Source organism: Pseudomonas sp. A014 (assembly GCF_052378495.1).
GTDB classification, from domain to species: domain Bacteria; phylum Pseudomonadota; class Gammaproteobacteria; order Pseudomonadales; family Pseudomonadaceae; genus Aquipseudomonas; species Aquipseudomonas machongensis.
This window is the reverse complement of sequence record NZ_CP199001.1, coordinates 1986214-2008381: the sequence shown is the minus strand read 5'-3', so window position 1 is coordinate 2008381 and position 22168 is coordinate 1986214. Positions and strand designations below refer to the sequence as shown.

At 63.5% G+C, this 22168-nt stretch carries 23 protein-coding genes; 9 read left to right on the top strand and 14 right to left on the bottom strand.

Annotated features, from left to right (window positions below):
* Nucleotides 1–153: 153 nt before the first annotated feature.
* A complete protein-coding gene (locus ACTYOL_RS09410; protein ID WP_054895443.1) occupies nt 154–1230 on the top strand; it encodes a 3-deoxy-7-phosphoheptulonate synthase in 1077 nt (358 codons plus the stop codon).
* 58 nt (nt 1231–1288) lie between these two features.
* Here ACTYOL_RS09410 and ACTYOL_RS09405 read toward each other — a convergent pair whose 3' ends face one another.
* Nucleotides 1289–1570 carry a GNAT family N-acetyltransferase gene (locus ACTYOL_RS09405; RefSeq protein WP_054895442.1) on the bottom strand — a complete coding sequence of 94 codons (282 nt, stop codon included), beginning with the start codon at nt 1568–1570 and terminating at the stop codon, nt 1289–1291.
* Between the two features lie 502 nt (nt 1571–2072).
* Between ACTYOL_RS09405 and oprI the strand changes: the two genes are divergently transcribed.
* Complete coding sequence (oprI, locus tag ACTYOL_RS09400; RefSeq protein ID WP_003259780.1) at nt 2073–2324, top strand: outer membrane lipoprotei OprI; 252 nt, start codon at nt 2073–2075, stop codon at nt 2322–2324.
* A gap of 148 nt (nt 2325–2472) precedes the next feature.
* On the opposite strand, the gene ACTYOL_RS09395 is transcribed toward oprI, so the two are convergent.
* The 3 genes from ACTYOL_RS09395 to ACTYOL_RS09385 all read right to left on the bottom strand — a co-directional run bounded on the left by ACTYOL_RS09395 (nt 2473) and on the right by ACTYOL_RS09385 (nt 4506).
* Nucleotides 2473–3450 carry a L,D-transpeptidase family protein gene (locus ACTYOL_RS09395; protein WP_054895441.1) on the bottom strand — a complete coding sequence of 326 codons (978 nt, stop codon included), beginning with the start codon at nt 3448–3450 and terminating at the stop codon, nt 2473–2475.
* A gap of 110 nt (nt 3451–3560) precedes the next feature.
* Entirely contained in the window at nt 3561–3842 is a 282-nt protein-coding gene (locus ACTYOL_RS09390) for a hypothetical protein (RefSeq protein WP_054895440.1), read from the bottom strand.
* Between the two features lie 58 nt (nt 3843–3900).
* On the bottom strand, nt 3901–4506 hold the full coding sequence (locus tag ACTYOL_RS09385; protein ID WP_197890056.1) for an arylesterase: 606 nt from the start codon (nt 4504–4506) through the stop codon (nt 3901–3903).
* A 10-nt stretch (nt 4507–4516) separates the two neighbouring features.
* Here ACTYOL_RS09385 and ACTYOL_RS09380 point away from each other — a divergent pair, with 10 nt between their 5' ends.
* Both ACTYOL_RS09380 and ACTYOL_RS09375 read left to right on the top strand, forming a co-directional pair.
* Entirely contained in the window at nt 4517–5200 is a 684-nt protein-coding gene (locus tag ACTYOL_RS09380) for an ABC transporter ATP-binding protein (protein WP_063544135.1), read from the top strand.
* A complete protein-coding gene (locus tag ACTYOL_RS09375) occupies nt 5200–7707 on the top strand; it encodes an ABC transporter permease (protein WP_444757816.1) in 2508 nt (835 codons plus the stop codon). Before ACTYOL_RS09380 ends, ACTYOL_RS09375 begins: the two co-directional genes overlap by 1 nt.
* Here ACTYOL_RS09375 and ACTYOL_RS09370 read toward each other — a convergent pair.
* Nucleotides 7670–8875: an MFS transporter gene (locus ACTYOL_RS09370; RefSeq protein WP_444757815.1), complete on the bottom strand. Its 1206-nt coding sequence runs from the start codon at nt 8873–8875 to the stop codon at nt 7670–7672. The two genes, ACTYOL_RS09375 and ACTYOL_RS09370, sit on opposite strands and share 38 nt — an antisense overlap.
* Before the next feature lie 195 nt (nt 8876–9070).
* On the opposite strand from ACTYOL_RS09370, the gene pdxR reads away from it, so the two are divergent.
* Complete coding sequence (gene pdxR / locus ACTYOL_RS09365) at nt 9071–10531, top strand: MocR-like pyridoxine biosynthesis transcription factor PdxR (protein WP_444757814.1); 1461 nt, start codon at nt 9071–9073, stop codon at nt 10529–10531.
* Here the strand turns inward: pdxR and greB are convergent.
* The 4 genes from greB to ACTYOL_RS09345 form a co-directional block, all read right to left on the bottom strand.
* Nucleotides 10503–10979, bottom strand: coding sequence for a transcription elongation factor GreB (gene greB / locus ACTYOL_RS09360; RefSeq protein WP_063544128.1), 477 nt, complete (start codon nt 10977–10979; stop codon nt 10503–10505). The two genes, pdxR and greB, sit on opposite strands and share 29 nt — an antisense overlap.
* Before the next feature lie 91 nt (nt 10980–11070).
* Nucleotides 11071–11379: a hypothetical protein gene (locus ACTYOL_RS09355; protein WP_054892376.1), complete on the bottom strand. Its 309-nt coding sequence runs from the start codon at nt 11377–11379 to the stop codon at nt 11071–11073.
* A gap of 213 nt (nt 11380–11592) precedes the next feature.
* On the bottom strand, nt 11593–12027 hold the full coding sequence (locus ACTYOL_RS09350) for a DoxX family protein (protein ID WP_054892377.1): 435 nt from the start codon (nt 12025–12027) through the stop codon (nt 11593–11595).
* Nucleotides 12028–12135: 108 nt separating this feature from the next.
* Nucleotides 12136–13542 (bottom strand): transglycosylase SLT domain-containing protein, encoded by a 1407-nt coding sequence (locus tag ACTYOL_RS09345; RefSeq protein ID WP_197890044.1) that lies wholly within the window; start codon nt 13540–13542, stop codon nt 12136–12138.
* A gap of 155 nt (nt 13543–13697) precedes the next feature.
* Between ACTYOL_RS09345 and ACTYOL_RS09340 the strand changes: the two genes are divergently transcribed.
* From ACTYOL_RS09340 to ACTYOL_RS09330, 3 genes are all read left to right on the top strand, one after another.
* Nucleotides 13698–14495: a TatD family hydrolase gene (locus ACTYOL_RS09340; RefSeq protein WP_197890041.1), complete on the top strand. Its 798-nt coding sequence runs from the start codon at nt 13698–13700 to the stop codon at nt 14493–14495.
* Nucleotides 14496–14582: 87 nt separating this feature from the next.
* Nucleotides 14583–16061, top strand: coding sequence for a methyl-accepting chemotaxis protein (locus tag ACTYOL_RS09335; protein WP_197890040.1), 1479 nt, complete (start codon nt 14583–14585; stop codon nt 16059–16061).
* 75 nt (nt 16062–16136) lie between these two features.
* On the top strand, nt 16137–16505 hold the full coding sequence (locus tag ACTYOL_RS09330; RefSeq protein WP_125930339.1) for an Mpo1-like protein: 369 nt from the start codon (nt 16137–16139) through the stop codon (nt 16503–16505).
* A 14-nt stretch (nt 16506–16519) separates the two neighbouring features.
* Here the strand turns inward: ACTYOL_RS09330 and ACTYOL_RS09325 are convergent, their stop codons facing one another.
* The 3 genes from ACTYOL_RS09325 to ACTYOL_RS09315 all read right to left on the bottom strand — a co-directional run bounded on the left by ACTYOL_RS09325 (nt 16520) and on the right by ACTYOL_RS09315 (nt 18471).
* Entirely contained in the window at nt 16520–17317 is a 798-nt protein-coding gene (locus ACTYOL_RS09325) for an acyl-CoA thioesterase (RefSeq protein ID WP_444757813.1), read from the bottom strand.
* A gap of 93 nt (nt 17318–17410) precedes the next feature.
* Entirely contained in the window at nt 17411–18178 is a 768-nt protein-coding gene (locus ACTYOL_RS09320) for a CHAD domain-containing protein (protein ID WP_444757812.1), read from the bottom strand.
* A gap of 14 nt (nt 18179–18192) precedes the next feature.
* Nucleotides 18193–18471, bottom strand: a complete 279-nt coding sequence (locus ACTYOL_RS09315) for a hypothetical protein (protein ID WP_054892384.1) — start codon at nt 18469–18471, stop codon at nt 18193–18195.
* A 157-nt stretch (nt 18472–18628) separates the two neighbouring features.
* Here ACTYOL_RS09315 and ACTYOL_RS09310 point away from each other — a divergent pair, with 157 nt between their 5' ends.
* The gene (locus ACTYOL_RS09310) at nt 18629–19669 is read left to right on the top strand and encodes a patatin-like phospholipase family protein (protein ID WP_112897885.1); all 1041 of its coding nucleotides are present in this window, start codon (nt 18629–18631) and stop codon (nt 19667–19669) included.
* Nucleotides 19670–19778: 109 nt separating this feature from the next.
* On the opposite strand, the gene ACTYOL_RS09305 is transcribed toward ACTYOL_RS09310, so the two are convergent.
* Together ACTYOL_RS09305 and hupB are read right to left on the bottom strand one after the other, a co-directional pair.
* Nucleotides 19779–21650, bottom strand: a complete 1872-nt coding sequence (locus ACTYOL_RS09305; RefSeq protein WP_197890034.1) for a SurA N-terminal domain-containing protein — start codon at nt 21648–21650, stop codon at nt 19779–19781.
* A gap of 184 nt (nt 21651–21834) precedes the next feature.
* Complete coding sequence (hupB, locus tag ACTYOL_RS09300; protein ID WP_054892387.1) at nt 21835–22107, bottom strand: nucleoid-associated protein HU-beta; 273 nt, start codon at nt 22105–22107, stop codon at nt 21835–21837.
* Between the last annotated feature and the right edge of the window lie 61 nt (nt 22108–22168).

Genomic DNA, 22168 nt, shown 5'->3' with positions numbered 1-22168 from the left:
ACGGCCAGGGCACCTTTTCAGCGCTGACGGCCCCATGCCCATTGTCGCGCCCGATGTAACGCGCTAAGGTTCGGCTCCCCGCTGCGAACAATCTGCTGCTGGGCCGCACGGGGTTTGCTGGCGGCCGGCACCCGTGACCTGACGAGTAACACGATGGCTGATTTACCGATCGACGACCTCAACGTTGCCTCCAACGAGACCCTGATCACCCCCGATCAGCTGAAGAAAGAGATTCCCCTCAGCGCCAAGGCCCTGCAGACCGTGACTGCCGGCCGTGAAGTGGTGCGCAACATCCTCGACGGCAAGGACCATCGCCTGTTCGTCGTGATCGGCCCCTGCTCGATCCACGACATCAAGGCCGCCCACGAGTACGCCGATCGCCTCAAGGTACTGGCCGAAGAAGTCTCCGACACCCTCTATCTGGTCATGCGGGTGTATTTCGAGAAGCCTCGTACCACCGTCGGCTGGAAAGGCTTGATCAACGATCCGTACCTGGATGACTCGTTCAAGATCCAGGACGGCCTGCACATTGGTCGCCAATTGCTGCTGGACCTGGCCGAGAAGGGTCTGCCGACCGCGACCGAAGCCCTCGACCCGATCTCCCCGCAATACCTGCAGGACCTGATCAGTTGGTCGGCCATCGGTGCCCGTACCACCGAATCGCAAACCCACCGTGAAATGGCCTCGGGCCTGTCTTCGGCGGTCGGCTTCAAGAACGGCACCGACGGCGGCCTGACCGTGGCGATCAATGCCCTGCAGTCGGTGTCCAAGCCCCACCGCTTCCTGGGCATCAACCAGGAAGGCGGCGTGTCGATCGTCACCACCAAAGGCAACGCCTACGGCCACGTGGTGCTGCGTGGCGGCAACGGCAAACCCAACTACGATTCGGTCAGCGTTGCCCTGTGCGAACAGGATCTGGCCAAGGCCAAGATCAAGGCCAACATCATGGTCGACTGCAGCCACGCCAACTCCAACAAGGATCCGGCCCTGCAACCGCTGGTGATGGAGAACGTCGCCAACCAGATTCTGGAAGGCAACCAGTCGATCATCGGCCTGATGGTCGAAAGCCACCTGAACTGGGGCTGCCAGGCCATCCCGAAAAACCTGGAAGACCTGCAATACGGTGTTTCGGTGACCGACGCCTGCATCGACTGGGCCGCCACCGAGAAGAGCCTGCGCAGCATGCACGCCAAGCTCAAGGACGTGCTGCCCAAGCGCCAGCGCGGCTGATACGCACCAACGAAAACGCCGGGCATCTGCCCGGCGTTTTCGTTGGTGCGGTGTCGATTCAGGCCTTGGTCGAATGGCGCTGCTGGCGTTCCATGTAACGCTCGACATAAGAGCATGATGGAATGACGGTGTAGCCCATCTGCTCTGCGTACTCCAGAGCCTTTTCGGTCAGGGCCGCGGCGATACCGCGACCGCGCAGGGCGTTGGGAACGAAGGTGCGATAGATATCCAGCGTCTGCTTGCCCAGGTCCATGTACGTCAGGTAGGCACGATGACCGTCCACATTGGTCTCGAACTGATGACCGGCCTGGTCATGGTGGATGGTCAGCGCTTCACTCATCACTACTCCTCGCAGGTCTTTTGGCAGACCTTTGCCTTGACCGATGGTTTATCCGGCGGAGGAACCTCAACGCCACTCATGCCCCTTGGACCCTGGTCCATCAGCAATCGTTCGACGCCCGGGACACCCAAATAGTAGGCGTGCAACGCGGGATTGCTCAAGGTGCACAGGGCTAAAAATTCCATGAAAGCGGGTTGGGCCGCCGGTGCCGGTCGACACCAAACAGCCTGCCGGATGTTCTACGGGTTAAGACGTTTGAGGACCGTGAAAGTCACCCTTAGTTCAACAAAAAGTTTCCTTGGTACAACCGCTTGCGTCCGATTTGCATGGCCTTCACACTTTCTTTACAAACCCCGTCACACGCGGCCCCTGGCAACATTTTTTTTGCAGTTCTTGCGCTCTGTCAGTTTACTTACTACAAGTAATGGGTACTATGTACGCCGGCCAGTTTCTCTTTTCCGAGAGATGGCTATTTAATAGAAAGTCCTTGAAGGGGAACACGATGAACAACGTTCTGAAATTCTCTGCTCTGGCTCTGGCCGCAGTTCTGGCTACCGGTTGCAGCAGCGTATCCAAAGAAACCGAAGCTCGTCTGACTGCGACTGAAGACGCAGCAGCTCGCGCTCAAGCCCGTGCTGACGAAGCCTACCGTAAGGCTGACGACGCTCTGGCAGCCGCTCAGAAGGCTCAGCAGACCGCTGACGAAGCCAACGAGCGCGCTCTGCGTATGCTGGACAAAGCCAGCCGCAAGTAATAATCCTCACGGATTGTTATGGAGCCGGCCCACTTGTGGGCCGGCTTTTTTATTGCCCGAAGAACGCCCCTTCTCCACGCCACTCCCGTCACCCGAAAACAAAAAGGCCCGCACGATGGCAGGCCTTTCGGTTCACGCAGGCAAGGGCTTACTGTAGCTCTGGCGGGATGCTCGACACCATCGGTGCGGCACCCTGGCCATTCACCGGGACGGCGATTTCGACCGGCATGCCATCCTCGGCGGCCACCACGTCACGAACCATGTCCCAGTTCATGCGCAGGTTGTTGGCCAGGTCTTCACGCTTGAGCAGCGCATTGATGACGGCCGTATGTTTGTCGACCACCGACGGATTGCCGTGGTCGTCCAACGGCGTGTGAGCTTCGAGATAGACTTTGCCACCACTCACACCGAACTTGTAAGGCTCGTTGATGATCCGCACCGGGGTGCCCACCGGCACCATCTTGGAGAGTGCCACAACATTGTTGTTGAGCATGCGGAAGCAGCCATGGCTGGTGCGCATGCCGATGCCGAACTTCTTGTTCGAGCCGTGGATCAGGTAGCCCGGCAGGCCCAGGGTGAACTTGAACGGACCCAGCGGGTTATCCGGGCCAGCCGGCACGACGGCAGGCAGGATATCGCCGTCAGCGGCGTGTTCGGCGCGAATCGAGGCCGGCGGCGTCCAGGTCGGGTTTGGTGTCTTGGCAGTGATCTTGGTGATCGCGATCGGCGAACCCCAGCCTTCACGACCGATCCCCAACGGGAAGGTGTGCACCACGTTCTCGCCTTTCGGATAGTAGTACAGGCGGTACTCGGCCAGGTTGATGACGATCCCCTCGCGTGGCCCGGGTGGCAGGACGTAACGGGTCGGCAGGATGATTTCGGTACCGGCGCCAGGCAACCAGGGATCGACGCCAGGGTTCGCGGCGATCATCTCCAGGTAACCCAGGTCGTTGGCGGTGCCGATGTCGGCGAAGGTGTCTTCGTACTTGGCCTTGATCGTCCGGACCTGGCCGACGACGTCTTCGCCGGGCGGTGGCAATGGCAGCTCCAGCGCGACGGCAGGGCCGGTCAGCAGCAAGGCGGCCAGGGACAGGCAACGGGTGACGGCGGGAAAGCGCGGCAACATCCGGTAAATCCTTCGAAAGAGGGTTCAAGACATTCGATTGTACACCCGCCCGGATTCAAGCGGGAGGCATCGGCAGGCGTTGCAAGGGTTACAAATGATGAAAGGTGAGCTCAGAGCTCCGGCCACACCGGACGCGTACCCCGCCGCTGGGCATCGAGAATGGCCCGGCATAGCGGGCACAGGCGTTCGTCGCGATAGACCGCGCGCTCGACCGACGACCAGCGCGGCTGCGCCGGCAGCAGGCCGCCACACAAAGTGCGGTCGACCGGAGCGCCCAGTTCGAGCTGGCGGGCGGCGAGATGGACACGGACTTCCTGGCAGGCGAACAGGTCGAGCTGCTCGTCGGGCTCGATCAATTGGTAGGCATACAGGGACCAGGCGGGGCGTGGCATCGGGGGCACTCGAAACGGGGGGCGCAACATTAGCCGAAAGCGGCCCCCGATAAAAGCGTCAGAGCAAGGGTTTTATCGTCGGCCAGGCATTATCGAGCAAGCGCTGCTGGGCGCCCTGGGCCGGATGGATGCCATCGGCCTGCATCATCTCCGCCACCCCACCTATGCCCTCCAGAAAGAACGGCACCAAGGCCACCTTCTTTTCCTTCGCCAACTGCTCATAGACCTGGGCGAACGCGGTGGTGTAGCGCACGCCATAATTCGGTGGCAAGCGCATGCCGAGCAACACCACTTTGGCGCCGGCCTCACGGGAGCGATCGATCATCGAGGCAAGATTTTGTTGCAATTGTTGTGGAGGTTGCCCACGCAGCCCGTCGTTCCCGCCCAACTCCAGCACCACCAGATCAGGCTTGTGCGCTGCAAGCAGCGCCGGCAGCCGCGCCTGGCCACCTGCACTGGTGTCGCCACTGATCGAGGCATTGACCACATGGTCGGTGAAACCCTCGTCCTTCAGGCGTTGCTCCAGGAGCGCGACCCATCCCTGGCGGGTATCCAGGCCAAAACCGGCACTGATACTATCGCCGACAACCAGCAACGTTCCCGCCGCCGCGCCCTGGGCCAGGCAACACAGGGCCAGACCGGCACTCAACCACCACATTCGCATCGGATTCTCCATGGGCCCCAGCATTCTCGTTGCGCAGAACCTTAGCAAAGTGGTCCCCAGCGCGGAAGGCGACCTCACCATCCTCCACCCGCTTTCTCTCGACCTCGACCAGGGCGACAGCCTGGCCATCGTCGGTGCATCCGGCTCGGGCAAGTCGACCCTGCTCGGCCTGCTCGCAGGCCTTGACCGCCCCAGTGATGGCAGTGTCGTGCTCGCCGGCCACGACCTTGGCCCCCTGGACGAAGACCAGCGCGCACGGGTGCGTGCCGAACACGTCGGTTTCGTGTTCCAGTCGTTCCAGTTGCTCGACAGCCTCAATGCCCTGGAAAACGTCATGCTGCCCCTGGAGCTGGACGGTCGCCGCGACGCCCGCGAGCAGGCCCGCACCCTGCTCGAACGGGTCGGCCTGGGCCAGCGCCTGAGCCACACCCCACGCCAGTTGTCCGGCGGCGAGCAGCAACGGGTGGCGATTGCCCGTGCGTTCGCGGCGCACCCGGCAGTACTGTTCGCCGACGAGCCCACCGGCAATCTCGACAGCCATACCGGCGAGCGCATCAGCGACCTGCTGTTCGAGCTCAACAAGGAACGCGGCACCACCTTGGTGCTGGTGACCCATGACGAGCGGCTGGCCAAGCGCTGCCGTCGCCTGATCCGCCTGGACGCCGGACGCCTGGTGGCGCCCCTGGAGCCATGATGACCCGCCTGCCGTTCATGCGCCTGTGCGCCTTGGCCCTGCGCCAACTGCTGCGTGACGCCCGCGCAAGTGAAGTGCGAGTACTGTTCTTCGCGCTCCTGGTGGCCGTCGCCGCCAGCACCGCCATTGGTTACTTCGGCGCCCGCCTCAACGGTGCCATGCAATTGCGGGCCAGCGAATTCCTCGCTGCTGACCTTGTGCTGCAAGGGTCGTCCGCCGCCCAGGCGGCGCAGATCGATGCCGGTACTTCGCGTGGCCTGACCCACGCCCGCGTGGTGGAGTTCACCAGCGTGGTGGCCGCCGATGCCGGTATCCAGTTGTCGAGCATCAAGGCCATCGACCCGGCCTATCCACTGCGTGGCCAACTGCGCAGCGCCGCCACGCCCTATGGCAGCGAGACGCCCGGCGGGGGGCCGGCGGCCGGCGAAGCCTGGGTCGAGGCGCGCCTGTTGGCGGCACTGGGGCTGACACTGGGCGACAGCATCGACGTCGGCATGAAGACCCTGCGCATGACCCGCGTGCTGACCTACGAACCGGATCGCGCCGGCAACTTCTACAGCCTCACCCCACGCGTGCTGATGAACATCGCAGACCTGGACGCCACCGGTGTGATCCAGCCAGGAAGCCGTGTCACCTATCGCGACCTGTGGCGCGGCGAGCCGGACACCCTGGTGCAATATCGCCAGGCGGTGGAGAAGGATCTTGCCGCCAACCAGCGGCTGCTCGACACCCGTGACGGCAACCGCCAGATCGGCGGCGCCCTGGGTCGCGCCGAACGCTACCTGAACATGGCCAGCCTGGTCGCGGTGCTGCTGGCCGGTGTGGCCGTGGCGCTGTCGGCCAGTCGCTATGCCGCCCGCCGCCTGGACGCCAGCGCCCTGCTGCGCTGCCTGGGGCTGTCACGACACCAGGCGCTGGGCCTGTACTCGCTGCAACTGGCGATGCTGGGGCTGGTGGCGGCGCTCGCCGGCGCCCTGCTTGGCTGGCTCGCGCAACTGGGTCTGTTCGCCCTCCTGCAGGGGCTGCTGCCCAGTACCGTTCCGCCGGGCGGCATCGCCCCGGCACTGGCTGGCATCGGCACCGGCCTGGTGGCGCTGGCCGGCTTCGCCCTGCCTCCGCTCGCCGCTCTGGGCCGGGTACCGCCCTTGCGCGTGCTGCGCCGTGACCTGCTGCCGGTACCGCCCAGCAGTTGGCTGGTCTATGGCGCCGCATTGTTCGCCCTTGGCCTGATCATGTGGCGCCTGAGCCTGGACCTGCTGCTGACCTTCGCCCTGCTCGGCGGCGGCCTGATCGCCGCGCTGCTGCTTGGTGGCCTGCTACTGCTGGGCCTGCGCAGCCTACGCCGGTTGCTGGTCGGCTCGCCGCTGCCCTGGCGCCTGGGGCTGGGTCAGTTGCTGCGCCATCCGCTGGCAGCCGCCGGCCAGGCGTTGGCCTTCGGCTTGATCCTGCTGGCCATGGCCCTGGTCGCGCTACTGCGCGCCGAGCTGCTGGATAACTGGCAGGCGCAACTACCCAAGGATGCCCCCAACCACTTCGCTCTGAACATCCTGCCAGACGAGCGCGAACCCTTTGCCCAGCGCCTGCGCGAGGTCAATGCCACCTCGGCGCCGCTGTACCCGGTGATCCCCGGGCGCCTCACCCACATCAACGATCAGCCGGTACAGCAACTGGTGAGCAAGGAATCTACGGGCGATCGTGCCGTACAGCGCGACCTGAGCCTGACCTGGGCCGCCGACCTGCCCCAGGGCAATGCCTTGAGCGAAGGCGATTGGTGGCAGACGCCACCGCCGACCGATGGACCACCCGCGGTATCGGTCGAAGCCGAGCTGGCCGCAAGCCTCAAGCTCAAGCTGGGTGACCTGCTGACCTTCGACATCGGCGGCGAGCACCGCCAGGCACGGGTCAGCAGTTTGCGTACGGTGCACTGGGACAGCTTCCAGCCGAACTTCTACATGATCTTCCAGCCCGGCACCTTGCAAGGTTTGCCCGCCACCTACCTGACCAGCTTCTACCTCGCGCCCGGGCACGATACCGACGTGGTCGCCCTGTCGCGGGCGTTTCCGGCGGTGACCATCCTCCAGGTCGATGCGCTGCTTGGGCAACTGCGCAGCATCCTCGCCCAGGTCACCTTGGCGGTGGAGTACGTACTGCTGTTCGTGCTCGCGGCGGGCCTTGCGGTGTTGTTCGCCGGCCTGCAGGCCACCCTGGACGAGCGTATCCGCCAAGGCGCGCTACTGCGCGCCCTGGGCGCCGGCCGTGCGCTACTGGTCAAGGCCCGGCGCATCGAGTTCGGCCTGCTTGGCGCCGCCAGCGGCCTGCTCGCTGCCCTGGGCTGCGAACTGATCACCTGGGCCCTGTACCGCTATGCCTTCGACCTGCACTGGGCGCCGCATCCGTGGCTGCTGGTACTGCCCGTGCTGGGCGCGGTCCTGGTCGGCGGGGCCGGTGTCTTCGGCACCCGGCGGGCACTCAATGCAACGCCACTGAGCGTTCTGCGCGAGACCTGAGCCGACGGCGCATGCTCGCCGTGCCTGTGAGCGCGGTGAGCAGCACCATCGGCGCGCCCACCAGCCATGCCAACTGGCTCACATCCAAATGCGGCCAGTGGCTGGCAAGAAAGCCATACGCCGCACCGCTGACCATCTGCAGGAAGAAGAACTGACCGGTGGACAGCCCGATATCCCGCTGCACACAACGCAGCAGCCCTGCCTGGGTCGCCGGAATCACCATGCCAGTGCTCAACAGGATTGCCATCATCGGAGCCACGAACGCTCCCGCCACCGGCCCTGCCAGGTGAACGGCCAACCACAGGCCAACCCAGCCGACAGTACCGACAGCGGCCCCGACCGCCAGGATCAGCGCCAGGTCATGCTGGCGACTCAGGCGCCGGGCCAGAAAGCTGCCGGTGACATAACCCAGTGCACAGATGGCGATCAGCGCGCCGTACTCGAATGCGCTGAACCCCAGGACAACCTGGAAGGCGTAAGACGATGAAGACAGGAAGCCGAAGTAGCTCATCCAAACCAGGCTAATGCAGGCTGCATGAAAAACGAACGCAGCGTTGCCCAGGTTGCGTCCGTACACCCGCAGCACCAGGCCCGGAGTAACGCCCTGGCCTGCCCCCGGCAGGCTCGGCACCAGACGCCAGAACACCAGCAGTACCAGCAGGTTGAATACCCCCACCAGCCCCAGAATCCCGCGCCAGCCAAACGGCGGCAGCAACGCGCCACCCAGCAACGGCGCCAGGCACGGGGTGATGGCGATGGCCGAAGCCCGCGTGGTGAGAATGCCCATGCGCTCGCGCTCGGTGAACACCTCGCGCACCACCATACGGGTGGTCACCGTGCCGACGCAGCCGCCCAATGCTTGCAGCAGGCGGCCGATCATGAAGGGCAGGAAGGACGTGGCGCTGGCCGCAAGCCCGGTACCGCACGCTGCCAGCAGCAGCCCGCCCAGTTGTACTGCCCGCGGGCCGTAGCGATCACACAGCAGCCCGGCCAGCACCATCGACAGCGCATAGCCGACCATGTACATCACCAGTGTGCTCTGCACCTGGCCAAGGCCAACCTGCAACTGCTCGGCCAGTTGCGCCGAGGCCGGCACCATGATGCCCAGCCCGACCTGCGGCACTACCACTGCGGCCAGCAAGGCCACTGACAATCCGGGCCGGTTCATGGCTGCACCCGCAAGGCAAAAGACAATCGGACGGGCGAACGCAGCCCCACCGCTATACACATGATTCGATGTTCCTTGAATGAAGGTCAGGAGGTCCTGCAGGTACGACGCAAAGGCTCTGCGTCACGCGATTGAGGTTAGGGGCGGCGCTGCATAAGATGAAGGCCCATTAGGCCTTCCCGAATATGGACCACTATGGCCAGAGGCAAACAAGCCATTGCCCTCGATCTCGCCCTGCCGTTCGAGCTGTCTGCCGGTAGCGCTACCGGCAAGCACCGGCTGCTGCATGGATTTCTCCAGGAGCTGGTGGTCAGCGGCCATCTGCCACCCGGCACCCTGCTGCCCTCCACACGCACGTTGGCACAGCGCTGGGGCGTGGCGCGTGGCACGCTGGAGGCGGTGTTCGAGCAGCTCAAGCTGGAAGGCTTCATCGAGCGGCGCCAGGGCGCAGGGTCGCAGGTCACCTTGCAACTGCCCGATACCCTGATCGCATCCGGCAACCCGGCCGGCCAGGCGTCGCTACCTCGGCCGATGCCCGACCCGCAGTCGGTGCAGGCGCAGGTGCAAGCGCGGGTCCCCTTCGTCGCCCGCCTGCCCGACCCGAACTTGCTGGAGCAGCCTCTTTTTCCGGCACGCCTGGACGGCGCCGGCCTGCTTGAAAGCCTCCCTGCGCAGGGTGACCCAAGCCTGCGCCAGGCCATCGCAGCGCACTTGAAGCTCTATCGGGGTATCGACTGCGAGGCGGATGACATCCTGGTCACCCACGGCATTCGTCACACCCTCGACCTGTTCAGCCGCGTGCTGCCCAAGCACCGAGCGCTCGCCGTTGAGGACCCAGGCTATGCCTGGGCCAGGCGGATTTTCGAGCGTTCGGGGCACAGGCTGTTCAGCACGCCGCTCGACGAACAGGGCCTGCGCGTCGATGCCCTTGCCGACCATGAAACACTCGGGGCGGTACAGGTTACACCCGCCCATCAAGCGCCACTGGGCATCTGCATGAGCGTCGAACGCCGCCAGGCCCTGCTCGACTGGGCGCAGGCACGGGACGCGATAATCATCGAGGACGATTACGACAGCGAGTACAACTATGCGAGTGCACCGCTGCCGGCGATCAAGGCGATCGACCACCACGACCAAGTGCTGTTCTGCGGCAGTTTCAACAAGACCTTGGTCAGTAACCTGCGCCTGGGCTTTGCCGTGGTTCCCCGGCGCCTGCACGCCGAAATGCTGGACACGCTGACGATCTCCGGGCAGGCGCCTGGCGCCCTCGGCCAGCGGGCGCTGGAGCAGATGCTCGGCAACGGCCAGTATGCACGCCACCTGCGCATTGCCCGGCAGACCTACCAGCAGCGCCGCGACCTGCTCATCGACAGGCTGCGCCGGCACACTGAGGTGCGGATTGCCGGCGAGCAGTCAGGGCTGCATTTCATCCTCTGGTTGCCTGAAGGCTGCAACGAACAGCAATTTTGCCAACAGGCCCACGAGCAGGGCCTGATGCTTCAGCCGCTCGGACTGTTCACCCGTGAACATGCCTGGCCGGCGGGCGTACTGGTGGGTTACGCCTCGTTGAGCGAGGCGCAGATTGCGGTGGCGGGGGACACATTGGGGCGGCTGTACCTGAATGCGCTCACTGGGCGCCGTAGTGGATGCGATTGATGTACCAGGTCGCTTCACCCGTGGGCGTTTGCACCAGCACCTCATCGCCCTCTTCTTTTTTCAGCAGCGCACGGGCCATGGGCGAGTCGATGGAAATGTAGTCGTTACGGCCATAGATCTCGTCGTAACCGACGATGCGAAACGTCAGGGTTTCGCCGTCGTCGTTCTCGATCTCGACCCAGGCACCGAAGAACACCTTGCCTTCCTGCTCCGGGGAATAGGCGACGACTTTCACATCCTCGAGGCGCTTGCGCAGGTAGCGGACCCGCCGATCGATCTCGCGCAGCAATTTCTTGTTGTACTGGTAATCGGCGTTTTCGCTGCGATCCCCCAGCGACGCAGCCCAGGTCACCTTCTGGGTGATCTCGGGGCGGTAGACGCGCCACAGGTGATCCAGCTCCTTCTTGAGGGCTTCATGACCTTCGGTGGTGATGATGTTGGTACTCAAACCGCTTGCTCTCCTCGGCACAGCCACAGCAGGCGCCTTGGGCCTGCTGGGTTACCGAGCTTAACCAAAAACAGGCGCCGCCACACCTTGCTCAGCGGCGGGTGATCAGGCCCTGGCGCGCGATGCGGGTCAACTGGCCGATGATCTCGCCAGCATCCTCGCCGATCGGAGCTTGGATCACAGCCAGGTCAAAGCGGTCATTGGCGTAATGGGCAAGGTTGCAAGCCGCTTCGGCGAACTGGATGAGGAAGGCACGGGCCTGGCCCTTGCGGCGCGAAAAGCCGTCGAGGTTACGCAGAAGTGTAGGTTGATGCTGGCCACCGAGCAGGATGCGCGGTGTGCGGGATGCCTGGTCAGCAGGCAGTGGGGTCAGGCAAACACTGGTACGTGGGCAACTCATGGTGGTATCTCTGCGCCTCGCGAATCCCGCTGGGCAGCGGTGGGAGGCGTCACCGAACCAGCGCTTTAGCGGTATTTCGGATTGCCCTGGGGCCTCTCCTGCGCCCCGCAAGTAGCTGTTTAAATCGGCGCAAGCGGTATCGTAGAGCGTCGAACGGCAAGCTGCAAGTGGGCGTTCACTTGCAGCTTGCCGCAGGCGGGTTGCAGCGAGATGTCAGCGGGCGATCAGGCGATCCAGCGACAGGCGCCCTGCCCCTTCGACCAGTACCGCCAGCGTGCCGCCCAACAGCGCCAGGGCGAACTCGTAGCCGTTGTTGGACATGAACAGGCCATTGCCGATGTGCACCGAGAAGATCGCGACCACCAGTGTCACGCTCAGCGCCAGCGCAGCCGGGCGGGCCAGCAGGCCGAGCAGCAGTGCCAGGCCGCCAAAGAATTCCGCGCTGCCCGAGAGCAGGGCCATCAGATAGCCAGGGGCCAGGCCAATGCTCTCCATCCATTGACCGGTGCCTTCCAGGCCATAGCCACCGAACAGGCCGAACAGCTTCTGTGAGCCATGCGCCATGAAGATGATGCCGACCAGGATGCGGATGATGCTGAGGCCGAAACCGGCACGGGTGACGAACAGGGCGTTGAGGGAGGGATTCATCGGGTGAGCTTCCTTGAAATGTCAGGTTGGAATGGCCGCCATCTTAATCAAACCAACGAATAAGAAAACCGCAAAAAACCTAACAAACAAATCGAAAAAGTCGATTTATCAGCGTTTCGCGACCCGCTCCAAGGCGCTGCGCTCCCGGTTGAATGCCAGGAAGTACTTGTTGACGCTGTTGACGAAGTTCACCGGCCCCATACCCACCTGCTCCATGGCGATGCGCTCGGTCTGGAAAAACCACTGGTTACCGTTGAGGCCACGGCGACGGGCCTCGGCGCGCATTGCCTGGACGCGTTCCGGGCCGAGGTTGTAGGCGGCAAGAATGAAGGCCATGCGCTCACGCTCATTGAGCTGCGGGCTGGAAAAGAACTTGCGTCGGATCAGCGCGAGGTAGCGCGCGCTGGCCTGAACATTGCCATCGACCGTGGCGGTATTGCTCACGCCCACCCGTTGCGCGGCGGCCGGGGTGATCTGCATCAGCCCATGGGCGCCCCCTGTACCACGGGCCTTGGGATCGAATGTCGACTCCTTGAACGCCAGGGCCGCCAGGTTGAGCCAGTCGATCTGCTGCTCGGCGCCGTGCTTCTGCAACACCGCGCGCAGCGACTCCAGGCGCTGGCGGTCCTGGCGGGCCAACGGATTGTGCACGCGGTACTGGCGTCGATAGATGCGCTCGAAGGCTGCATCCTGGTTGTCCGGCGCGCGGTAAACGGCAAGGAAGCGGTCCACGCTGGCCAGCAACTGCTCGGCATCCTTGCGCACATACCAGCGCATGGCCTGAGGTTGGCTCAGACGCAACTGGGTGTCCAGGCGCAGCTTGGGCATCACCCGCGCCCAGCGCTGGGCGATGGGGCGCTCCACTACGGTCAGGTGATAGATGCCGGCCTGGACCATCTCCAGTACATCTTCGACTGCCAGGGTCGGATCGACCCACTCGATCTTCACCAGCGGGCGCTTGCGCAGGGCCAACTGCTGGTTGATCTGCTCGATCACCGCACCGGCAGCGCTGGCGGTGGTCAGGGCAATGGTGCGCCCGGACAGCTGCTCGACCCGGCTGAAGGCTCGCTCACCCTTGCGTCCGACCAGCATCAGCGGCACCTGGTCAAGCACCGGCGCACTGACTCCGACGCCCTGCACCAGCCCCGCATCAAGCAATTCGCCAGGCGCGGCAAGGTCGCCTTCACCGCGCTGCAGGGCGCCTATCAGTTGTTCCTTGGCGCGCGGGACGATCTGCAGCGTGATTTCCTGACCGTCCGCGACCCGCGCATTGAGAAAATGCTCCAGCGCGCGCAGGCGATAGTACTCGATACCCACCGGTTCGCCCTTGACCTCGCCTGAGCTGTTGCGGCTCTGGTTGACCAGCACCCGCAACACCTTGCTCGCTCGAATCTGCGCAAGGTCGCGACTCTGGCTCGCCGGCACATGCTGCAACGGGCCGGTTTCGCGGGCGATGGCAGGCGCTGCGGCGATCAGCCCGAGCAACAGCAAGGTCGTCAGCAGGGTTCGCAGCATGAAGAAGGGTCCAGAAGCGGTTGGCGAAACCATGCGCCGAGCGGTGCGCATGACAAATGACGGCAAGAGACCATGGCAAACGTTTGAAGTTCTTGGTTTTTCTGCGAACTTGCAGATTTTGCTATGCTGGCCGCCCCGCGGCACGAGGTAGCACCATGCAACTGATCGATATCGGCGTCAACCTGACCAACAGCAGCTTTCACGACCAGCAAGCGGCGATCGTCGAACGCGCCCTGGCCGCCGGCGTGGCGCAGATGGTTTTGACCGGCACAAGCCTGGCTGTCAGCGAAGAGGCCGTGGCCCTGTGCCAGCGCCTGGATGAGGCTGGCCAACACCTGTTCAGCACGGCCGGCGTCCACCCTCACGATGCCAGCCATTGGGAAGGCGCCAGCGAACGCACCCTGCGCGATCTGCTGGCTCAGCCGCGGGTGCTTGCCGTGGGTGAATGCGGGTTGGACTTCAACCGTGACTTCTCCCCCCGTCCACAGCAGGAAAAAGCCCTGGAAGCTCAACTGGCCTTGGCCGCCGAACTGCAGTTGCCGGTCTTCCTGCATGAACGCGATGCCAGCGAGCGGCTATTGGCAATCCTCAGGCACTACCGCGACCAGTTGCCAGCCGCCGTGGTGCATTGCTTCACTGGCGAGCGCCAGGCGCTGTTCGCCTACCTCGACCTGGACCTGCACATCGGCATCACCGGGTGGATCTGTGACGAGCGACGCGGGACGCACCTGCATCCACTGGTAGGCAATATTCCCGAAGGCCGACTGATGCTCGAAAGCGATGCGCCCTACCTGCTGCCGCGCACCCTGCGGCCGAAACCGAAGAGCGGACGCAACGAACCGGCGTTCCTGCCTGAAGTACTGCGTGAAGTCGCCTTGCACCGGGGTGAAAGCCTTGAGCACTGCGCCCAGCACACCACGGCCACGGCCAAGGATTTCTTCAAGCTCCCTTGACGCATGTCATGAAGGCTTCGCGCGCGAGCGGACACAATGATGGCACCTTGCCAATAATGTTTCCGCTCAACTCAGAGAAGACCTACCATGGGTGCCTGGCTTAGCAATATTTCCCTGAAGTACAAATTCTGGGCAGTCAATGCGGTGGCCTTCGTCACCACCTTGCTGCTGGTGCTCTACGCGGTCTACCTGGAGCAGCAGGCCCGCGCCGAATCGGCTCAGGCGCATGCCGTCGCCCAGGCCGAACTGCTGGCCACCTGGCCCGCTGCACAACCCCTCCCCCATCTGCCACAGATGATCACTTGGCAGGAAGGCCAGACCCCGAGCTTCAAAGGCGAGCCCGTCGAGGCACTGCGTGACGGCCAAGGCTGGGTCGCGTTGCCCGCGGCCTGGCTGTTTGGCGACGATCCGCTGCGCGGCGCCCAGGTGCTGCGCCAGGGCAACCAGCACATTGCCGTGCTGGCGCAATCGCCAAGCCTGCGCCAGGTATTCATCGACCGGTTCAGCAACTACGCGGTGTGCGTGCTGATTCTCATGCTGGCGATGCTCTGCGCTTCGCAACTGCTGATCCGCTTCCTGCTCAGCCAGCTCAACACCCTCAAGGATGTGATGCTGCACGTGGAAAAAACCGGCGACCTGTCGGCGCGCGTGCCGCTGGCCTGTGGCGACGAAGTGGGCCAGATGGCCGGGGCCTTCAATGCCATGCAGACGACCTACCACCGCGTGGTCAGCACCGTGGCCCACACTGCCGCGCAACTGGACTCAGGCGCCGCACGTCTGGCCACGAGCATGGACGAAGTACGCCACGGCATGATCGGCCAGCAGAGCGAGACCGACCAGGCCGCGACAGCGATCAACGAGATGTCCGCCACCGTGCATCACATCGCCCAGCACGCCGGCGCCACCCGCGACCTGTCGCAAAGCGCCGACAGCCTCGCCGGCAGCGGCCAGGAAGTGGTCAGCCGGGTACAGGATTCCATTGCAGGGCTGTCCAGTGGCGTGCAGCAGACTGCCGAGATGATTCGCCAACTGGCCGACGACAGCCAGAAGATCAACGGCGTGGTCAGCGTGATCCACAGCATCGCCGAGCAGACCAACCTGCTGGCCCTCAACGCCGCCATCGAAGCCGCACGCGCCGGCGACCTGGGCCGGGGCTTCGCGGTGGTGGCCGACGAAGTACGCAACCTGGCCAAGCGCGTGCAGAACTCCACCAACGAGATCACCACCATGGTGTCCGCGCTTCAGGACGGCACCCGTGATGCCGTGGAGTACATGCAAGAGAGCTCCTACAAGGCCGACGACTGCGTCAAGCAGGCCCGCGAAGCCGGCGATGCACTGGCCGAAATCACCCGCGCGGTAGCGCAGATGCGCGAGAGCAACACACAGATCGCCGTGGCCGCCGAGCAGCAGAGCCAGGTCGCCGAGGAGATGAACCGGGCAGTGGTGAGCATCCGCGACGTTACCGAAGAAACCGTACAGCAGACCATTGGATCGGCCACCACCAGCAATGCGTTGGCGACCCTCGCCGGCGAACTGAACAAAGCCATCGGCCAGCTCAAGCTATAGTCCCGATAAACAGCCTCGATTGGCTCCCTGCGGGGGGCCGCACTAAGCTTCGGACATGACCAAGGGGAATTGTCCATGAGCAAACGTCTGCCGAATCTGCCCGCCTGGCAATGGCGCGGCTACCACCATAATCACCGCCACCCGACCAACCTGGTGCTGCACTTGATTGCCGTACCGCTGTTCATCCTTGGTGCCCTGCTGGTGCTTTCAGGCCTGTTCTCGCTCGACATCACCCAGCTTGCCGTAGGCGTGATTGCGCTGATCGCAGGGCTTGCCATGCAGCGCCAGGGCCATCGCCTGGAGGCCGAGCAACCCGAGCCGTTCAGCGATCGGCAGGACGCCCTTAAACGTCTGTTGACCGAACAGTTCATCACCTTCCCTCGTTTCGTCCTGAGCGGCGGCTGGTGGCGTGCCTGGCGCGAAAGACACAAGCATCGGCCCTGAACACGCGGCAAGGCTCAGGCAAACACCGTCACCGTCTGCCGGCTCAAGGCCAACAGGCGGCCATCCGCCGACCACAAGCGGGCTGCGGCATGCCCATACCCATCACGGGCGTGCTCGGTCTCTACACGGTACTGGTACCAGTCGTGCGTGCTGAGCTCCGGCAATGGCTGGACGAACTCAATGGTCCAGGTCAGGGTGCTGCCTGCGGCAGGTTGTTTGAGATAAGGCATCAGGCTCGGCGGCCAGGCATCGACCAGCGCCAGCAGGTGCGACACTTCGAGCGGCGCCTCCGGCAGGTCGCGCAAACGCACCCAGCCGCCCATCTGGCGCGATGCATTGCCGCTGAAGGGTAGCCCCCCGATCGCCCAGCGCAGCGCCACCTTGCGCATGAATTCAGGCATGACGCCCTTGATGTAGGGCAACTCCGGCGCCGAATCCTCCAGAGCCTTGAACGATGGCGCTGGCTCGGCCTTCACCTCCACCACCGACGGGCGTCCAGCACCGAAGTTGCCCTGCACCAGCGTCACCACCTGCCCATCCTGGATGGCGCGCCCCAGCAGCGTGCTCACGGCCTTGCCCTCACGCAGCACCTCGGCCTCGAAGCGTATCGGAATATCCGGTGCCGCCGGGCCGACGAAACTGATGGCCAACGAGCGCACTGGCCGCCCATCGCTGATCTTCTGACACATCGCCTCATAGACCAACGCCGCCATCAACCCGCCAAACGAAGCGCGGCCCTGGGCCCAGTCTGGTGGGATACTGACCGACGCCGGGTGACGGCGCACGGCCTCTAGCAGTTCATCGAAATTCATGGAAGTCCTTGGCCTCTATCGACAACGGGGTCAAGGCGCATGGTAACCAGCAGGCTGGCACAGGGCAGCCCGCATATCGGTCATTTACTGGGGTTATCGACGCGACAGGGCTTTGCGCAACGACGCCAAGGTGGCATCGCTGGCACGCTCGGTCTCATGCAACTCGGTTTCCCAAGCCGCCTCGCACGGCGCCAGGTCGGGATGCTCGCGCAACTGCAGCAGCCATTGAACACGATCATGCCAATCGCCCAGGTCGCCTTGCGCCTGCTTGAGCAGCCTCTGAAGCTTCTTCCCTGCATGGCGCAACTGCGGGTAGGCCTCATCGCCGTAGCGCACCCGTTTGATCAACAGACGCAAGCGATGCCGGTCGTGGGCCGGATCGTCGATGGCCGCTTCCAGCTTGCGCCATTGCTTGCGCAGGCGTTTGTCGATGCGCGTGCCCAAGTCATTCGCCAGGCCTTCGCGTTGCGAAGCACGCAGGAACAGGGGGAATGAATCCAGTATCGCCAGCAGCCGGGTCAACTGCGGGCTGGCAGCGACGCTGGCGAAAGCTGCCGCCCTGCCCTGCAGGCGCCGCTGCCCGGCCTGCACGTACCCAGCAGAGATCAACTGATCGGCCAGCACCTCACGGTCGCGCAGAGGCGTGGTGAGCGTGCCCAGCGATTTCGCTGCATCCTCCAACTGTTCGACACCCGGCAGCGCGCGCAAGGGTCGCAGCAGACTGCGCAGGCGCCTGACACTGGTGCGCAGGTCGTGCAGGGCTTCGCTGTCGGTATCGGCGGCCAGGCGTTCCCGGCAGGTCAGTAGACGCACCTGCAGGGCCAGGACCTGAGCGACTACATGATCGAGCATCGCGGGCATATCAGCCTCCTCGGTCAACGGCCTGCACGGGACTCACGGATATAGAAACGTGCTCGCTCGGCTTTGCTGCTGCACCCCTCGAACGCCTCGAACTGCTGCTGGGTCTTGGCTCCAGTCAGCAATGACAGCGCCTTGGAGTAGCTCACGGTACCGGCAAACCCTTCGGCCTTGGCGAGGTCGAGCTCCTTCCAGGCCGCATCCAACTGAGTCGCGCAACTGTCGCGATAGGCCGTCTTGCCCGCACAGCCAGCAAGGGCCAGGGCAATCAGGGGAAGGCAGATCCAGGCTTTCATCGGGCATTACCTCAAGAAGGACAAAACAGTCGCTGTTCGACGGCCGGCAACGTGAAAAGTGCCATGCTCAGCGTAGCCCAGCGCGCAACGACATTGAAGCACCGGCACCAATGGGTGCATTGTTGGAATACGCGCGAAATGCCTTGGGGGGAAAAGTATGAGCAAGCGTGTCGCACTGGTGCTCGGTTCGGGCGGTGCCCGGGGATATGCGCACATCGGCGTGATCGAGGAGATCGAGCGTCGCGGCTACGAAATCGCCTGCATCGCCGGTTGCTCGATGGGCGCGGTGATTGGTGGCATCTATGCCGCCGGCAAGCTCGACGAATACCGTCGCTGGATAGAAAGCCTGGACTACCTCGACGTGCTGCGCCTGGTGGATGTGAGCTTTCGCCTGGGCGCCATTCGTGGTGACAAGGTATTTGGACAAATCCGCAAGATCGTCGGCGAGATCAATATCGAACAACTGCGAATCCCCTATACCGCCGTTGCCACCGACCTGACCAACCAGCAGGAAATCTGGTTCCAGGAAGGCTGCCTGCACCAGGCCATGCGCGCCTCGGCGGCGATTCCCAGCCTGTTCACGCCCGTCATGCAGGGCAACCGCATGCTGGTCGATGGCGGTATTCTCAATCCATTGCCGATCGTGCCGGTGGTGTCCAGTCACTGCGACCTGATCATCGCGGTCAACCTCAACGCCACCAATCAGAAACAGTACCAGTTGCCGGTGATCGAACGCCCGGCGGCGTTCAGGATGCGTTTCGAATCGGTGATCAGTTCGCTGGGGTCGCGCATGCCGTTTCGCCGCAAGCCGGCCGAGCAGCTGATGCGCATCGAGCAGGAAATCGTCGCCGAACGCATGAGCCAGACAAACCCGTGGCTGAGCGACCCCGCCGACCCGGAAAGCCAGCAACCGGCAGCGGCCCCGGAACGCGAAGGCGCCCCCAAGTCGGCGACCGGTTCGTTCATCATCGATAACGTCGGACCTGCATCGCTACTCGACCTGATCAACCAGAGCTTCGAGGTGATGCAGACCTCGCTGGCACAGTACAAGATCGCCGGGTATCCGCCGGATGTACTGATCAACGTGCCGAAGCGGGTATGCCGGTTCTTCGAGTTCTACAAGGCGCCGGAGCTGATCGCACTGGGGCGTGAGATTGCGCGGGATACCCTGGACAGTCATGAGGGGGAGCAGCGCTAGGCAGGAGTATCGGCGCTGACTTTTTCGCGGGCCTGTCCGCGAAAATACCTGGAGATGCCGAAAACGAAACAGGCCGCTTAAGCGGCCTGTTTCTTCACGACGACAGCACTCAGTAACGGGTGATGTCGGCGCTGGCTTCCAGTTGCTTGCGGAAGGCAGCGAAGTCCTGCTGGCCTGCGCGCGAAGCGAGGTAGCGACGAATCTGCACCTTCTCCTCGTCGGAGGCGGCAGAACCTTCGTTGACACCCTTGAGCTGCAGCACTACCAGGCTGCCGTCACCCAGGACGACACTGCCGTAGACCGGCTTGTCCTTGGACTCAGGCTTGGCCATGCGGAACGCGGCCTGCAGTTCGGCTGGGTCGATGCCGTCCTGGTTGCGGGTCACCGCCTCCTGCACCTTCCACTTCTGCCCTTCCTGGTCGGCGCCCTTGGCGATCGAACCATCACGCAGGCCGGCAATCAGCTTGTCCGCCTTGGCCTTGAGCTCGGCGGTCGCCTTCTCCTTGGCCAGGTGTTCTCTGATGTTCTTCGACACGACTTCCAGCGCCAGTTGCTCCGGCTTGCGGTGCTCCTTCACACGCAGTACCACCACGGTCTCAGGGTCCAGCTCCAGGGCACTGCTGTTGGCGCCTTCGTCCATCACCTCTTCACTGAACGCAGCCTGGATCACCGAACGGTTGGCAGTGATGCCCTCGCCGCCCTCACGGCCGAACGGTGCCGAGGTCTGTACCTTCAAGCCCAGTTCCTGCGCAGGCTGCGCCAGGTCGGAGGCTTCGAAGGCCGAGTCTTCCAGTTGCTTGGTGACTTCGACGAACTTCTGCTCGACCTGCTGGGTTTTCAGCTCGTGGGTCAGCTTGTCCTTCAGGCTGGCGAAGGTAGGCACTTCAGGCGCCTCGACGCCCAGCAGCTTGATCAGGTGGTAGCCGTACTCGGTGCGAACCGGTGCCGACACCTGGTCCTTGTTCAACTTGTACAGGGCATCCTCGAAGGCCGGGTCATAGACACCCGGACCTGCGAAGCCGAGGTCACCGCCATTGGCCGCCGAGCCCGGATCCTGGGAGAACTCCTTGGCCAACTTGGCGAAGTCTTCACCCTTGGACAGGCGCTGCTGGATCTCTTCGATGCGGGCCTTGGCCTGGGCATCATCGGTCTTGTCGTTGACTTCGACCAGGATGTGCGCAGCGCGGCGCTGTTCCGCGAGGTTGGCGATTTCCTTTTCGTACAGCGCCTTGAGCTCGTCTTCGTTGACCGAAACCTGGTCGAAGAACGCAGCTTTCTTGAGCTCGATGTAATCGATGACCACCTGATCAGGGGTCATGAATTCCTTGGCGTGCTGATCGTAATGAGCCTTGATCTCTTCATCGCTCACCTTGACTGCGGCCGGGTTGGCCTTGAAGGTCAGCGAAGCGAAATCGCGGGTCTGGTTTTCCAGACGGGCGAAGGCGTCGACTTGTTTGTCGGTAACGAAGCTGCTGCCTGCCAGGCCGGTACGCAGCTGGCCGATGAGCATTTCCTGGGCGAGCATTTCGCGGAACTGCATGCGGCCGTAGCCCATCTGGCGGATGACGGCGTCAAAGCGCTCGGCGCTGAACTTGCCATCGACCTGGAACTCAGGCGTCTGCAGGATCAACTGATCCAGTGCCGCCTCGGAGAAAGAGAACTTGGCGTCTTCGGCACCCTGCAACAGCAGCTTGCGGTCGATCAGCCCCTTGAGTGCCGCCTCACGCAGCATCTTCTCGTCCAGCATCGCCGGATCGAAATCCTTGCCCAGCTGTTGCATCAGCTGGCGGCGCTGCATGTCGACGGCCTGGCTCAGCTCGTTCTGGCTGATGGTCTGGCCATTCACCTTGGCGGCATCCTGGCTGTGGCTGGCGGCCTGGAAGATGGCCTCGAAACCGGTCAGTGCCATCAGCACGACGATGAGGCCAATGATGGTCTTGGCAATCCAACCCTGTGAATTGTCCCTGATATTCTGCAGCATGCGTCCCCCAGAAACGGTCGTACCACTGCATCGACAACCGCGGAGAGTGGGTAGAATCCTGATAAAAGAAAGGCGCATCCGAGGATGCGCCTTTTCTTAGCAAACGTGGCAGGCGGGAACGTTTGCGGCCCCCGCCGCTACGTGCTCGGACCTGGCCAGGCCGGGTCCGGCTGAAAGAGACGACTTAGTTGACGGCGTCTTTCAGGCCTTTGCCAGCTTTGAAGCCTGGAACCTTGGCAGCAGCGATCTTGATCGCCTTGCCGGTTTGTGGGTTACGGCCGGTGCGCTCAGCGCGCTCCTTGACGGAGAAGGTACCAAAGCCAACCAGAACGACGTCGTCGCCTGCTTTCAGGGCACCGGTTACGGAGTCAATTACTGCGTCCAGCGCGCGGCCGGCTACAGCTTTCGGGATGTCAGCAGAAGCGGCGATAGCGTCAATCAGTTCCGACTTGTTCACTCTAAGTCCCCTTATATCTCTATTGAGTTTGTTTCTAAGTATGTAATGAAAAGCTTATGAA